General features: G+C 35.8%; 13 protein-coding genes. 11 read left to right on the top strand and 2 right to left on the bottom strand.

Annotated elements, in window-relative coordinates; translation table 11 throughout:
• Positions 1 to 88 precede the first annotated feature (88 nt).
• Positions 89 to 709 (bottom strand): LysE family translocator, encoded by a 621-nt coding sequence (locus E2R67_RS02400; RefSeq protein WP_134289344.1) that lies wholly within the window; start codon positions 707 to 709, stop codon positions 89 to 91.
• 346 nt (positions 710 to 1,055) lie between these two features.
• Here E2R67_RS02400 and udp point away from each other — a divergent pair, with 346 nt between their 5' ends.
• The 9 genes from udp to nhaB all read left to right on the top strand — a co-directional run bounded on the left by udp (position 1,056) and on the right by nhaB (position 11,172).
• Entirely contained in the window at positions 1,056 to 1,817 is a 762-nt protein-coding gene (gene udp / locus E2R67_RS02405) for a uridine phosphorylase (RefSeq protein WP_134289345.1), read from the top strand.
• A 691-nt stretch (positions 1,818 to 2,508) separates the two neighbouring features.
• Complete coding sequence (gene cdd, locus E2R67_RS02410; RefSeq protein ID WP_134289346.1) at positions 2,509 to 2,916, top strand: cytidine deaminase; 408 nt, start codon at positions 2,509 to 2,511, stop codon at positions 2,914 to 2,916.
• A gap of 131 nt (positions 2,917 to 3,047) precedes the next feature.
• Entirely contained in the window at positions 3,048 to 3,998 is a 951-nt protein-coding gene (gene tal, locus E2R67_RS02415) for a transaldolase (protein ID WP_134289347.1), read from the top strand.
• A gap of 109 nt (positions 3,999 to 4,107) precedes the next feature.
• Positions 4,108 to 5,364: a NupC/NupG family nucleoside CNT transporter gene (locus E2R67_RS02420; RefSeq protein ID WP_134289348.1), complete on the top strand. Its 1,257-nt coding sequence runs from the start codon at positions 4,108 to 4,110 to the stop codon at positions 5,362 to 5,364.
• Between the two features lie 182 nt (positions 5,365 to 5,546).
• Positions 5,547 to 6,323 carry a deoxyribose-phosphate aldolase gene (gene deoC, locus E2R67_RS02425; RefSeq protein ID WP_134289349.1) on the top strand — a complete coding sequence of 259 codons (777 nt, stop codon included), beginning with the start codon at positions 5,547 to 5,549 and terminating at the stop codon, positions 6,321 to 6,323.
• The gene (locus E2R67_RS02430) at positions 6,324 to 7,568 is read left to right on the top strand and encodes a phosphopentomutase (RefSeq protein ID WP_134289350.1); all 1,245 of its coding nucleotides are present in this window, start codon (positions 6,324 to 6,326) and stop codon (positions 7,566 to 7,568) included.
• 21 nt (positions 7,569 to 7,589) lie between these two features.
• Complete coding sequence (gene deoD, locus E2R67_RS02435; RefSeq protein ID WP_134289351.1) at positions 7,590 to 8,297, top strand: purine-nucleoside phosphorylase; 708 nt, start codon at positions 7,590 to 7,592, stop codon at positions 8,295 to 8,297.
• A gap of 105 nt (positions 8,298 to 8,402) precedes the next feature.
• On the top strand, positions 8,403 to 9,401 hold the full coding sequence (gene add, locus E2R67_RS02440) for an adenosine deaminase (RefSeq protein ID WP_134289352.1): 999 nt from the start codon (positions 8,403 to 8,405) through the stop codon (positions 9,399 to 9,401).
• Between the two features lie 199 nt (positions 9,402 to 9,600).
• Complete coding sequence (gene nhaB / locus E2R67_RS02445; protein ID WP_134289353.1) at positions 9,601 to 11,172, top strand: sodium/proton antiporter NhaB; 1,572 nt, start codon at positions 9,601 to 9,603, stop codon at positions 11,170 to 11,172.
• Positions 11,173 to 11,402: 230 nt separating this feature from the next.
• On the opposite strand, the gene bepA is transcribed toward nhaB, so the two are convergent.
• Entirely contained in the window at positions 11,403 to 12,848 is a 1,446-nt protein-coding gene (gene bepA / locus E2R67_RS02450; RefSeq protein ID WP_166739293.1) for a beta-barrel assembly-enhancing protease, read from the bottom strand.
• Positions 12,849 to 12,975: 127 nt separating this feature from the next.
• Here bepA and E2R67_RS02455 point away from each other — a divergent pair, with 127 nt between their 5' ends.
• Positions 12,976 to 13,176, top strand: a complete 201-nt coding sequence (locus E2R67_RS02455) for a sulfurtransferase TusA family protein (protein WP_166739294.1) — start codon at positions 12,976 to 12,978, stop codon at positions 13,174 to 13,176.
• An 84-nt stretch (positions 13,177 to 13,260) separates the two neighbouring features.
• Positions 13,261 to 14,349 carry an AI-2E family transporter gene (locus E2R67_RS02460; protein ID WP_134289355.1) on the top strand — a complete coding sequence of 363 codons (1,089 nt, stop codon included), beginning with the start codon at positions 13,261 to 13,263 and terminating at the stop codon, positions 14,347 to 14,349.
• Positions 14,350 to 14,457: the final 108 nt, after the last annotated feature.

The raw sequence follows: 14,457 nt of genomic DNA on the forward strand, positions 1-14,457 counted from the left end.
AGAAGTGGGCTGTTTTAGCCAGTAAAATAGATAAGTTATTTATCGTGATTGGCATTATTATCGATGATCATTAATCTATGCACATCAGTTAACTCATCACCAACCATAAAGCGACTAACATCATCATAGTCCCTGCAATTCGGTTTAATAATTTCACACTACTTTGTTGTTGTAATAAATGTCGTAAGGTTTTTCCACCCGTTGCATAAAGCAGCATACAAGTTAACTCAAAACATAAAATGATGGCGATCAACTGCGTGGCTTGTGGTAGTAAATCTGTATTCGTATTAATAAAAGGCGGTAGTAATGAAATCATAAATGCCCAACCTTTAGGATTTGCAATCGCTGTAATAAAGCCTTGAACGAATAAAGCTTTCCTATCAATATCTATCTCTTCCACAGCGGTTGTTGGGATCGCCATTTTTCCTAATGAACGCCACATTTGTATGCCCAAATATAATAAATATGCACCGCCTAAGTATTTCATAAATAAAAATAAATTAGGTCTAGTCAATAATAAAGCAGAAACACCTATCAAGGCAGAAAGCGCCACCAAACCAACACCAATTAATTCGCCGCCCATCATCCATAAACTGCGTTTAATACCAATTGTCATACCTAGGGTCATTGCTAATACCATGCACATACCGGGAGTGATTGAAACTGCAAAAAAAGTTGGGATAAATAGAAATAATAAGTTCTGATCCATAAGTGTCTCATTACGCATATAGAAGGAAAATGAAGCATTATTATAATCAGCTTAATATTATTTAAAACCAGTATTTATACATTTAGTTTTATATTTTTTACTAATTATTAAGCTTTTAAAAGGCGGATTTTTAAGTTAATTACTTTATTGATGTATTTATATTTCTTTACAATCCCGTTTTTTAAAAATATGGTGTTGCAACTAAGTTTGAGTTATTGCTTGAATAGCAATGTATTAAAAGCGTTGTAATTTATTGAAAGTATTGTGATTTTAATCTCGTTATGTTTTTCAGTCTGGACTTACACTCAAGCTATACCATTAAATTTTTATATTATTAGGAGACATTATGTCTGATGTATTTCATTTAGGATTAACAAAAAGTATGTTGCAAGGCGCTACCATTGCAATTGTTCCAGGCGACCCTGAACGTGTTAAAAGAATCGCTGATTTAATGGATGATGCTACTTTTTTAGCAAGCCATCGTGAATTTACGACTTATCTTGCTTTTGTTGAAGGGCAAGCCGTAGTGATTTGTTCTACTGGAGTCGGTGGTCCATCGGTTTCAATTGCCGTTGAAGAACTGGCACAACTAGGTGTACGTAGTTTTTTACGTGTTGGTACAACGGGTGCGATTCAGCCTCATGTTAATGTGGGAGATATTATCATTACCCAAGCCGCAGTAAGACTGGATGGTGCAAGTTTACATTTTGCACCAATGGAATTCCCTGCGGTATCGGATTATTATGCAACAACAGCATTAGTAAATGCTTGTAAAGGTCAAGGTATTACGCCTCATATTGGCGTGACCGCTTCTTCTGACACCTTTTATCCAGGTCAAGAGCGCTACGATACTGTTTCTAAACGTGTAACACCTCGTTTTAAAGACTCGCTTGTTGAATGGCAAAATATGGGGGTTTTAAATTACGAAATGGAAGCATCTACGTTATTCACCATGTGTTTGGCTAATGGTTGGCAAGCAGCTTGTGTTGCTGGTGTTATTGTAAATAGAACACAACAAGAGATTCCAGATGAAAGTACAATGAAAAAGACAGAAATTAGTGCTGTTTCCATTGTAGTAGATGCGGTGAAGATTTTGTTAAAGCAATAACAGGGTCATATTAGTAAATAACAAAATACTGCCTTTTAAAATACAATCATGCAGTTACCCAATAAAAATCGATACGATAACCGTATCGATTTTTGTTTTTATAACCTTATATTTAGTTGTCATTATCTCGTCGAAACAATTATTTTTATCTTGAAATGGCGGTATTTTAAGATTTTTAAAATATATTTCCCCTATTAATCAATGTTTTTTTGACTGACCATTTGGTTAACATTTTGTGTTTATTTTTAACCTTTGCTTTTTATTTGATTTTGTTTTTTAACATTCAAGCTTATTGTACTAACAATGGATTAATCGTATTTACAAGGTCGCTTGTATTAGTGAATCTTTTCGAGCAAATACTTTAACGCCTTTCTATAAGAGCCTTTATATAATAAGGATTTAGAGTTTTTTTGAAAAGGAAGGAATTAATCTTAAATTAAATTTTATGTATTTTTATCAATGTGAAAACGGTTTGTTATTTCTTTGTTTAAAGCTGTTTTCACTCATGAAATAAATCAAATTAACATCTTTTAAAGGTGTTTTTTTATTGGCCTATAACAAAAAAAACTAGACTGGTGTTAAGCACAGTAGGGATTGGCAGCTTAATCTTTTTGTATTAAATGTATTTGATTAAAATATAATTTATGGCATATTCATCTATCCGATTCTATTTGCTAAAAGGTTATGAGCAATGTCTAAACAATATTACCAAGAGCTTATTGAACTGCTAGATCAGTCGTATGCTCCTTATTCAGGCTTTAATGTCGCTTCTATTATTGTTTGTAAGAATGGTGATGTATTTAAAGGTGTCAATGTAGAGTCTGCTGCTTACCCTACGACTATTTGCGCTGAACGTAATGCAATCCATACTGCAGTTACAAATGGTAGTAAAAAAGGTGACGTACAAGCCGTATATATTTTAGCGCGTAACGATACGGGTGGCCTAATTCGAGCTTTTCCTTGTGGTTCATGTCGCCAAGTGATTGCTGAGCAGTCTGGCAATGACGCTATTGTTTATTGTTATAACGAGCTTGGCGAAGTTGCCGAGCATAGTATTGCAGAATTACTCCCACATGCCTTCTTAGGCGATGAATTATAAAATAACTCCTTATTTAACAATAGAATGCATAGCTTCTTTATTTAGCTAGTGCTGTGCATTCTTTTTGAATAATGAAGTAATAATTTTTAGTATTAAATACAAACGAATATATCGTTAATAGGTTGTTTCACATGGAAAGTAAATTAACACAATTAAGAAAAATGACGACAGTTGTCGCTGATACTGGTGATTTGAAAGCGATCAAAGAATGTTTACCTGAAGATGCTACAACCAATCCTTCTCTTATTCTAAAAGCGGCTGCATTACCTGAATATGAAAGTGCGATACAGGATGCCATTGCTTATGCAAAAGGGAAGTCTAACGATAAAAAGCAACAAGTCGTTTTAGCTTGCGATATGCTAGCTGTAAATATAGGTAAAGAAATTCTACAAACGATACCAGGTCGTATTTCAACTGAAGTTGATGCTCGCTTATCTTATGATCAACAAGCTTGTATCGATAAAGCGCGTGAATTGATTGCTATGTATGAAAATGCTGGCATTAAACGTGATCGCATCCTCATTAAATTAGCTGCTACGTGGCAAGGTATCCGAGCTGCGGAAGTATTAGAAGCTGAAAACATTAATTGTAACTTAACTCTGTTATTTTCTTTTGCTCAAGCACAGGCTTGTGCTGAAGCTAATGTATTCCTTATCTCTCCTTTTGTGGGACGTATTATGGATTGGTATAAAGCAAAAGAAGGCAAAGACTTCGAGGCTGAGGAAGATCCTGGTGTATTATCAGTAAGAAAAATTTATAATTACTACAAAGCGCACCAATATAATACTGTGGTAATGGGAGCAAGCTTCCGTAATGTTGGAGAAATTTTAGCATTAGCAGGTTGTGATAAATTAACCATCAGTCCACAACTATTAGCTGAGCTTGATCAAAGTAATGGTGTTGTAGAAAGAAAATTAGTGCCAGAACAACCTATTTTAGAAAAAGAACCTGTATTATCCGAATCTGCTTTCTTATGGGCACACCATCAAGATGCAATGGCAGTAGAGAAATTGGCTGACGGCATTCGTAGTTTTGCTGTCGATCAAGAAAAATTAGAAGTCATGATGTTAGATAGACTTTAATGAATTAAAACACCTTTTTAGGTGTTTTTTTGTAGTACGTTAAACCTTTAAATTTTTTAATAATAATAAAAAATAATAATAATAATTATAAACAACAACGGAGAATATTATGCAAATACTTATTGGCCTGATCGGCATTATATCGCTGATCGCTATAGCGGTTATCTTTTCGAGTAATCGAAAGGCAATCAATTACAGAACAGTAGGTGGAGCGTTTTTACTACAGCTTATCATCCCTGCAATCGTTATTTTTACCCCATGGGGTTCTTCATTTTTACAAGGTGTATCTGCAGGGGTACAAAGTGTAATTGATAGTGCAAATGCGGGTGTAAGCTTTTTATTTGGTGGTCTAGTATCTGGTAAAATGTTTGAAGTATTTGGTGGCGGCGGTTTTGTTTTTGCTTTTAAAGTACTGCCTATCATCATCTTCTTCGCATCATTTATGGCTGTTTTATACTACCTTGGCATTATGCAATTCATTATCAAAATCTTTGGTGGTGCATTACAAAAACTATTAGGTACAAGCCGTACAGAATCTATGTCTGCTGCTGCTAACGTATTTGTTGGTCAAACGGAAGCGCCTTTAGTTGTTAAACCTTACATTAAAAGCATGACTCGCTCAGAGCTATTTGCTGTTATGTGTGGTGGTTTAGCTTCTGTAGCAGGTTCGGTATTAGTAGGTTACGCATCTTTAGGTGTAAGTCTTGATTACCTTATCGCTGCATCATTTATGGCGGCGCCTGGTGGTCTACTAATGGCTAAATTAATGGAGCCAGAAACAGAAACACCTAAAACTGAATTAAGTGAAGAAGATTTAACCGATGCAGAAGCAGAAGAAAAACCTGTTAATGTTATTGATGCTGCTGCAAGCGGTGCTTCTTCAGGTCTTAAATTAGCATTAAATGTAGGTGCAATGTTAATTGCATTTATCGCATTAATTGCATTAATTAACTCTATCTTAGGGTCAGCTGGTAGTTTCGTTGGCATCGAAGGTTTAACGCTAGAAGGTATCCTTGGTTACTTATTCGCACCAATTGCGTTCTTAATCGGTATCCCTTGGTCTGAAGCGGTACAAGTAGGTAGTTTGTTAGGTCAAAAACTTGTTGTTAATGAGTTTGTTGCTTACATTCAATTTACTGGTATCAAAGAAACGCTAAGTGGGCATTCACAAGCTATCGTAACTGTAGCGTTATGTGGCTTTGCTAACTTATCTTCAATGGCTATTTTATTAGGTGGTTTAGGTGTATTAGCACCAAGCCGTCGCCCTGATATTGCTCGTTTAGGTTTAAAAGCTGTTGCCGCTGGTACGCTTTCTAACTTTATGAGTGCAACATTAGTAGGTATTTTCTACGTATTGGCTAATTAATATGTAAATTTATTCAGCGGGTATTTTTATACCCGCTATTTTTCATACCCATTATATTAACCAACTGAACTTCATTTCCTTTGTAAAGCTAAACTGCTCCTTAATTTGACTTAGCTGTTTAACCTAACTGTTTAAATGAGTTGTTTAATATAATTGGTATTCATATCTCGATAGGAAGTAACATGAATGATTTAAAAGAGACTGCTCGTCTTGCTCTTACATTGATGGATTTAACAACATTAAATGATGATGACACTGATCAAAAAGTGATTCAGTTATGTCTCAATGCTAAGACTCAAAGTGGTAATACAGCTGCGGTTTGTATTTACCCTCGTTTTATTCCAATTGCACGTAAAACATTAAAAGAAATGGGGGCAGCGGATGTGAAAATTGCAACCGTGACAAACTTTCCACATGGTAACGATGACTTAGATATCGCTTTTGCTGAAACGAAAGCCGCGGTAGCTTATGGCGCGGACGAAGTTGATGTGGTATTTCCGTATCAAGCATTGATTAATGGTAATGAGCAAATTGGGTTTGATCTGGTTGCAGGCTGCAAAGCAATTTGTGGTGAAAAAGTATTATTAAAGGTAATTATTGAATCGGGTGAGTTAAAAACCGATGCCTTAATTAGCCTTGCAAGTAAAATTAGTATTGATGCAGGTGCAGATTTTATTAAAACATCAACAGGCAAAGTACCAGTTAATGCGACATTAGAAGCTTCAAAGTTAATGCTTGAAGCAATTAAATTATCAGGTAAATCGGTTGGTTTTAAAGCTGCTGGTGGTGTTAAAAATGCACAAGTAGCTGGCGAATATATCCAGCTTGCTCGCAATATTATGGGAGATGACTGGGTCGATGCTACGCACTTTCGTTTTGGTGCGTCGAGCTTATTAGGAAGTTTACTTTCTGAGTTAGATCTGGCTAATAATAATCCAGAGACAACAGGAGAATATTAGATGAAACGTACCATTATATTACTATTAGATTCATTCGGTGTTGGTGCTTGTGATGATGCCGATACCTTTATTGGTTCACTTGATGATGGTCAAACATTCAATGATGTTGGATCAAATACATTAGGTCATATCGCAAAAGCTTGTGCTGAAGGTAAGGCTGAAAAAGGGCGTTCAGGACCTTTGTTATTACCAAACTTAAATAAGCTTGGACTGGCACAAGTTGGTTATGATTGTTCTGGTTACAAAATACCAGAATCAGATGAAACTATTGCTGAACATGCGATGTATGGTTATGCAAAAGAAATGTCGACTGCTAAAGATACGTCAAGCGGACATTGGGAAATTGCAGGTGTTCCTGTTCTTTTTGATTGGGGATATTTCCGAAATAAAACCAATAGTTTTCCAACAGAATTATTAGATGAATTAGTTAAAAGAGCTGATTTGCCTGGTTACTTGGGTAACTGTCATGCATCAGGCACAACAATTTTAGAAGACTTAGGTGAGGAGCATTTAGCGACAGGTAAGCCTATTTTCTATACTTCTATGGATAGTGTTTTTCAAATTGCCTGCCATGAAGAGAGTTTTGGTTTAGACCGTTTATATGAACTGTGTGAGTTGGCTCGTGAGTTAGTCGATGAATATCGTATTGGACGTGTTATTGCTCGCCCATTTAGCGGTTCAGAAAGCAGTAATTTTGCTCGTACTTCTAATCGCCACGATTATTCAGTGTCGCCTCCATCTCCTACTTTATTGGACAAAATGGAAGATGCTGGTGGTGAAGTCGTTAGTATTGGTAAAATTTCTGACATTTTTGCCGCTCAAGGTATTACTAAAGCGGTTAAAGCGTTTGGCGTTGATGGATTATTCGATGCGAGTTTAAATGAGTTTAAAAGCGCAACTAAAGACAGCATTATCTTTACCAATTTTGTTAACTTTGATGCTGATTTTGGGCATCGTCGAGATATCTCTGGCTACGCAAAAGCACTTGAATACTTTGACCAACGATTACCAGAAATGTTAGCTGAATTAGGCGAAGACGATATGTTAGTGATCACTGCCGATCATGGTTGTGACCCAACTTGGTTAGGGACAGATCATACCCGTGAACATATTCCAGTATTAGTTTACGGTAAATCATTACAAGGAAAATCAGTTGGTTTACGCGATACCTTTGCAGACATAGGTCAAAGTATTGCTGCATTCCATCAATTACCAACGTTAGAGTATGGTAAATCCTTTTTATAATAATTAGTGGAGAATAATAATATGGCAACACCTCATATCAATGCCGTTGACGGCGCATTTGCAGAAACTGTTTTCATGCCTGGTGACCCTTTACGCGCAAAGTATATTGCAGAAAAATTTTTAGATGATGCGGTTCAAGTAACAGACGTTCGCAATATGTTAGGTTTTACAGGGACTTATAAAGGTAAGCGAGTTTCTATTATGGGTAGCGGCATGGGGATCCCTTCATGTTCTATTTATGCAACAGAACTTATCCGTGAATACGGTGTAAAAAATCTTATTCGTATCGGTAGCTGTGGTGCAATTAGTGCTGATGTAAAAGTACGTGATGTTATTATCGGTTTAGGTGCTTCAACAGATTCAAAAGTGAATCGCACACGCTTTGCTGGACATGATTATGCTGCAATTGCTGATTACTCTTTATTAGAAAAAGCAGTACGCTCTGCAAAAGATAAAGAAATAGATGTTAAAGTAGGTAATATTTTCTCTGCGGATACCTTCTATACACCAGAGCCTGAAGTATTTGATATTTTAGAAAAATACAATATTCTAGGTGTGGAAATGGAAGCGGCTGGTTTGTATTCTGCAGCAGCAGAACAGGGCGCTAAAGCACTTTGTATCTTAACTGTATCAGACCATATTCGTAGTGGTGAGCAATTATCGTCGGACGAACGTCAAACAAGCTTTGATGAAATGGTATTAATTGCTTTAGATTCAGTACTTCTATAACCCTTAAACTCTATTTTTATTTGCGCAATTATTAAATTAAACAAGAAATAATTGCGCTTCTCACCTATTATTTACATTCTCAATCCTCTTTTATTGGAAAATTTTATGTTTACAACTTCATTGCCTATTACTGATCTACATCGCCACCTTGACGGCAACATTAGAATTCAATCAATACTAGAACTAGGTCAACAATTCTCAATGGACTTACCTGCGAATGAAATAGAAGCATTAAGACCCTTTGTACAAGTTGTTGAGAATCAACCTGATTTAATGGCTTTTTTACAAAAGCTAGATTGGGGAGTCGCTGTATTAGGTGATCTTGATGCATGTCGTCGTATCGCTTATGAAAATGTAGAAGATGCACAAATTGCTAACATCGATTATGCAGAACTACGATTTTCACCTTATTACATGGCGATGAAACATAATTTACCTGTGGCGGGTGTTGTGGAAGCTGTGGTTGATGGGGTGCAAGCGGGCTGTAGAGATTTTAATGTTAAAGCTAACTTAATTGGAATTATGAGTCGTACTTTTGGTGTAGAACGTTGTACTCAAGAGTTAGATGCATTGTTAACGCAAAGTCGACACTTAGTTGCAATCGATCTAGCTGGTGATGAATTAGGTCAGCCGGGGGCATTATTTAAAGAACATTTTACTAAGGTGCGTAATGCAGGGCTACAAGTTACTGTTCATGCTGGTGAAGCTGCTGGTGCTGAAAGTATTTGGCAAGCTATTAACGAACTAGGCGCGACACGTATTGGTCATGGTGTCAAAGCTATTGAAGATCCTCGTTTAATGGATTATCTGGCTAAACATGAGATTGGTATGGAATCTTGTATTACTTCTAATATACAAACAAGCACCATCACAGACATAAAAAAACATCCACTTAAAATATTTTTAGAGCATGGTATTAAAGCAACAATTAATACAGATGATCCTGCTGTGGAAGGTATTGAATTAAAACATGAATATGATGTGGCTGCACCGGCTGCTGGATTATCAGCTGAACAAATCACTCAGGCTCAGATTAATGGTGTTGATATTGCGTTTTTATCTGATCATGAAAAACAAGCATTAAGAACTAGCAAAGTAGGTTAAATTTACTACTACCTACTCTTAATAGGTAGTAAAGTTGCTGTTAATCAATTTTGAATCATCAAATTTGTATTAAAATGACTTTCTTAGTAAAAAAAATGTTAGTGTCTTAAAAAATTCTTATGTCGCTTATTTACCTTTAGAAAACTAAAGAAAATGAAGCGGATAAGATAACCTTGTTCTAATGATTTATGGAGATTCCATGTCTGATATTTTAAAAGCGATGGCGCAAAACTTTTTAGGTAAATCGCCTAAATGGTATAAGCAAATTATTGTTGCCTTCTTACTTATCAATCCTATCTTATTCTATATAGACCCGTTTGTTGCTGGTTGGGTTTTAGTCGTTGAATTTATTTTCACTTTAGCAATGGCATTAAAGTGTTATCCACTTCAACCTGGTGGCTTACTCGCAATTGAAGCGGTAATACTAGGGATGACCTCTGCAAAGCATGTTCAAGTAGAAGTAACGGCTAACTTTGAAGTCATACTTTTATTAATCTTCATGGTTGCTGGTATTTACTTCATGAAGGACTTGTTACTTTTTAGTTTTACTAAACTTGTTGTTACCATGAAAAGTAAAATTTTACTTTCTCTTACTTTTTGCTTGGTATCAGCGTTTTTATCTGCCTTCTTAGATGCATTGACGGTTATCGCAGTGATCATTGCGGTTGCGGTTGGTTTTTACTCTGTTTATCACAAAGTGGCTTCAGGTAAAGGGCAACAAGATGAGCATGACCATAGCAGTGACCACGGTTTATTGGAAAATCATCGCGTTGATTTAGAGCAATTCCGTGCTTTCTTACGTAGCTTAGTGATGCATGCTGGGATTGGTTCTGCGTTAGGTGGTGTTTGTACTTTAGTAGGCGAACCTCAAAATCTAATTATTGCAGAGCAAGCACATTGGCAATTTGTTGAGTTTGTTTTACGTATGGCACCGGTAACAATACCTGTATTGATTGCTGGTTTGTTAACTTGTATCTTAGTGGAAAAATTTAGTAAATTTGGTTATGGGGCTAAATTACCTGACTCTATTCGTAAAATACTAACGGATTTTAACGATGAAAAAAGCGCTAAAATGACTAGCCAAGATAAAGCTAAGCTAATCATTCAGGCGATTATTGGTGTGTGGTTAATTGTTGGTTTAGCAATGCATCTTGCCGCTGTTGGTTTAATTGGTCTTTCGGTTATTATTTTCGCAACAGCATTCACTGGGATCACCGAAGAACACGCATTAGGTAAAGCCTTTGAAGAAGCACTACCTTTTACTGCTTTATTAGTGGTTTTCTTCACTATCGTTGCGGTTATTATTGATCAGCATTTATTTAAACCTGTGATTGAACTGGTATTGCAATCGGAAGGGGACACGCAATTAGCGCTTTTCTATATTGCTAATGGTTTCCTATCCATGGTGAGTGATAATGTATTTGTGGGTACCGTTTATATTAACGAAGTGAAAACTGCATTAGCGGAAGGGTTAATTTCACGCCCGCAATTTGACTTGCTAGCGGTTGCCATTAATACAGGTACAAACTTGCCATCAGTCGCAACACCAAATGGCCAAGCGGCATTCTTATTCCTACTGACATCTGCAATCGCTCCTTTATTGCGTCTCAGTTACGGAACAATGGTATGGATGGCATTACCATATACACTTGTATTAACTGCAGTAGGTTTAATTGGAGTGATATACAATTTAGCACCAATGACAGACTTGATGCTTGAAATGGGATGGTTACAACCACATGTTCCTGGAGCCGTTATACCAGCGCATTAATTAACACGCTGTTAAGTTTGAAGTTCATTAGGCCCAGTTTTGTACTGGGCTTTTTTATGGCTGTCTAATACCAATCACGATAAATAGCTTCTCTATTTTGCACGGGAGAAATAGCTAAGTTTGAGGCGTAAGTGATGCCTTTCGAGAGGTTAACTAAGTTAACCCTCTATCGACAATACTAAGTAAAAACAGAACAGTTACTTATTATGATTGGTATAATACAATCAGTATTACTTTTGTAAGCTCTTTAAACGAATATCCGCTATTTTAAATTCTTCAATTTTCGCGGTATAACGCGCTTGGTCAAGTTTATTTTTTGTATAAACTAAAGCACTACCCATTTCTTGAGAGGCTTCTCTAAAGCGTCCTTGTAGGGCGAGATATTCTGCTCTTATTGCATATTCTTTAGCTTTCTCTTGCATTGTTTTATATAAACCGATTGCAACTTGGTGAGCTAATATATGTTTAGGGTGTGACCGTAAAAATAATTCAAGTTTCTTTTCAGCTAATTCATATTGCTTATCTTTCTGTAACGCAATAACTAGATTAAGTAGGATAACTTGATTATCTAAGAATCGTTTTTCATAGGTAGTTAATAAAGCAATGATCTCTTTTAGTTCACCCATTTCAATAGCAACATCACTGGCTAAATCGATATAAAATAAATTATCTGGGTCAGATTTTAATAATTGCTGGTTGATTTCATGTGCTTTTTTATAATCTTTATTTTGAAAATAAGCGAGTGCAAGGCCGTATTGAATCGGCTCTTTGAACTGATACTGTTGGTTTGTTAATTGTCTTCTATATTCACTAATTAATGCTGGAGCCGTTAAGCGATGATATCTAACCGTAATACGTGATTTGGCTAGTTGATAGTTCAAACTGTCTTCAACTTTACCTTTGCTTAATTGTCTTGCTCGTAGTCGAGCTTCTGTTATACGCGTATTAGTAAGAGGATGCGTTGAAAGCATTTGCGAAGGTGTTGATGAGTATTGGTATTTTGCTGCTAATTTACCGAAAAAAGTCGCCATACCATAAGGATCATAACCGGCATCTGCTAAGGTTTGAATTCCAATTCTATCTGCTTCAAATTCATGTGCACGAGTATAGTTAATGCTGCTTTGACTATTTAACGCAAGTGTTGTGGTTAATGCTGCAATACCTGCTGCAGGATTAACAAAAGATAATAATACAGAACCTACGGCAGCAGCTAAGGTTGCAGGGTTATTAAATGATTGTTGCTCTAGCATTCGAGCTAAATGCCTTTGAGTAATATGTGCGACTTCATGAGCGATAACGCTAGCAAGTTCACTTTCAGTCGTTGCATACAGGAATAAACCCGTATTTATTTTTACATGACCTCCTAAAAATGCAGCGGCATTAATATCTTCATCTTCAATTAAAAAAAACTCAAAAGGTAATTTGACAGATTCCGCATGTGAAACAATATTTTGTCCAAGCTGTGAAATATAATTGTTTAAAACAGGGTCATGAATAATAGGCAATGCTTGGTTTGCCATTAAATTAAATGCCCAACCATATTCTTTTTCTTGTTCAATGGTTAATGCAACAGAACCAGCGGTGCCGATTTCAGGTAAATCGTTATTAGCTAGACTGATTGGAGACAGGCATAATAGGGATACATACAAAGCGAATCTTAATGTTTTGTAAATCACATCCAACCCTTATTTTTTTAAATAGATGAAAATCATAAACAAGCATAAAGTTATTGCAAGTATTGATTGTGATAAGCGTGCTTAAAAGTAATAATTGATTTCCTATTAACGACTAACGATGGTGATAATGAAGCGTTTAGATTTACGAGAAATACGTTGCCCATTAGCATTGGTTTTATTAAAACAGCAATTATTAACACTCGAAACTAACCATACTCTTGAAGTATTATTTGTTGACCAAGCAGTAATGCAAGATATTCTGTTGTACTTAAATAAAAAAAATTACACTTATAACAGGGAAAAAAATAAACTATTTGTAACACTTTAATGTCACAGTACGACATTCTAATTTATTAATAGGTTCATTTTTTAAATTATTTTCAGTCCACTTTATTACAAGGATCAATAACAAATGATTTCACAGGTATCTCAATGGTATAGAGCACGCTTTGCCGATCCAAACTTAAGTGTTTTATTCCTACTGTTAATCTTCTCTTTTGTTGTTATGTATTTTCTGGGAAGTATTTTAACGCCTTTATTTGTGGCTATTGTTTTAGCTTATTTATTAGATTGGCCTGTTAGTTATTTAATGCGTTTTAAAATAAATAGAACATTTGCGACGCTTATTATAATGAGTATTTTTCTTTTCCTCTCTGTCTTCGCTTTTTTAGGGGTACTACCAACAGTATTTAAACAAGCCGCAGCATTTATTCGCGATACACCAATGATGTTAAACGAAGGGCAAGCATATTTATTAACTTTACCGAGTAAGTATCCTGACGCTGTTGACCCTGTCACGATTCGTCGTTTTATAGGCACGATTAGAACTTATTTACTAAACAGTAGTGGTTTCTTATTATCACGCTCTTTTGCTTCTCTTTTAGATATTGCAGCCTTATTGGTTTACACCATTTTAGTACCTTTAATGATGATTTTCTTGCTTAAAGATAAAAACTCATTAATCGCAAGTATGACTACATTCTTACCTAAGAACCGTAAATTAGCGGCTCAAGTTTGGTCTGAAATGAACGGTCAAATTATGAATTATATACGTGGAAAAATCATTGAAATCATCATTGTAGGTGTGGCAACGTATTTCACTTTTATGCTAATGGATTTACGCTATTCCGCATTATTAGCAGTGTTGGTGGGATTATCTGTATTAATCCCTTATATTGGTGCTGCTGCTGTTACAGTGCCTGTGGCTGTCACTGCATTATTTCAATGGGGAATCTCGCCTGAATTTGCTTATTTGATGCTTGCTTATAGTATTATTCAAGCGATTGATGGGAATTTAATTGTTCCCATTTTATTTTCAGAGGCTGTTAATTTACATCCCGTTGTTATTATCATATCAGTGTTAATTTTTGGAGGTCTGTGGGGATTTTGGGGCGTTTTCTTTGCTATTCCATTAGCAACATTAGTTAAAGCAATATTAAATGCTTGGCCTACGGTACAGAACGAAATTCATGCGGAGAATGAAGAGGCTAACTCTTTATAATTCTATTTAGGTAAACGAATTAACAGGCTGATTAAACTAAAGAGCAATTAATGCTCTTTAGTTCATTAGTTTTAGTTAAGAGTATTGGTGGTTATATAAGCTTAATTA

It is taken from the genome of Psychromonas algicola, assembly GCF_004378355.1.
Classification (GTDB): domain Bacteria; phylum Pseudomonadota; class Gammaproteobacteria; order Enterobacterales; family Psychromonadaceae; genus Psychromonas.

Bases quoted from the DNA above. Each gene is read 5' to 3' on its own strand.
- E2R67_RS02400 (WP_134289344.1), bottom strand. From the start codon at position 709: ATGGATCAGAACTTATTATTTCTATTTATCCCAACTTTTTTTGCAGTT.
- udp (WP_134289345.1), top strand. From the start codon at position 1,056: ATGTCTGATGTATTTCATTTAGGATTAACAAAAAGTATGTTGCAAGGC.
- cdd (WP_134289346.1), top strand. From the start codon at position 2,509: ATGTCTAAACAATATTACCAAGAGCTTATTGAACTGCTAGATCAGTCG.
- tal (WP_134289347.1), top strand. From the start codon at position 3,048: ATGGAAAGTAAATTAACACAATTAAGAAAAATGACGACAGTTGTCGCT.
- E2R67_RS02420 (WP_134289348.1), top strand. From the start codon at position 4,108: ATGCAAATACTTATTGGCCTGATCGGCATTATATCGCTGATCGCTATA.
- deoC (WP_134289349.1), top strand. From the start codon at position 5,547: ATGAATGATTTAAAAGAGACTGCTCGTCTTGCTCTTACATTGATGGAT.
- E2R67_RS02430 (WP_134289350.1), top strand. From the start codon at position 6,324: ATGAAACGTACCATTATATTACTATTAGATTCATTCGGTGTTGGTGCT.
- deoD (WP_134289351.1), top strand. From the start codon at position 7,590: ATGGCAACACCTCATATCAATGCCGTTGACGGCGCATTTGCAGAAACT.
- add (WP_134289352.1), top strand. From the start codon at position 8,403: ATGTTTACAACTTCATTGCCTATTACTGATCTACATCGCCACCTTGAC.
- nhaB (WP_134289353.1), top strand. From the start codon at position 9,601: ATGTCTGATATTTTAAAAGCGATGGCGCAAAACTTTTTAGGTAAATCG.
- E2R67_RS02455 (WP_166739294.1), top strand. From the start codon at position 12,976: ATGAAGCGTTTAGATTTACGAGAAATACGTTGCCCATTAGCATTGGTT.
- E2R67_RS02460 (WP_134289355.1), top strand. From the start codon at position 13,261: ATGATTTCACAGGTATCTCAATGGTATAGAGCACGCTTTGCCGATCCA.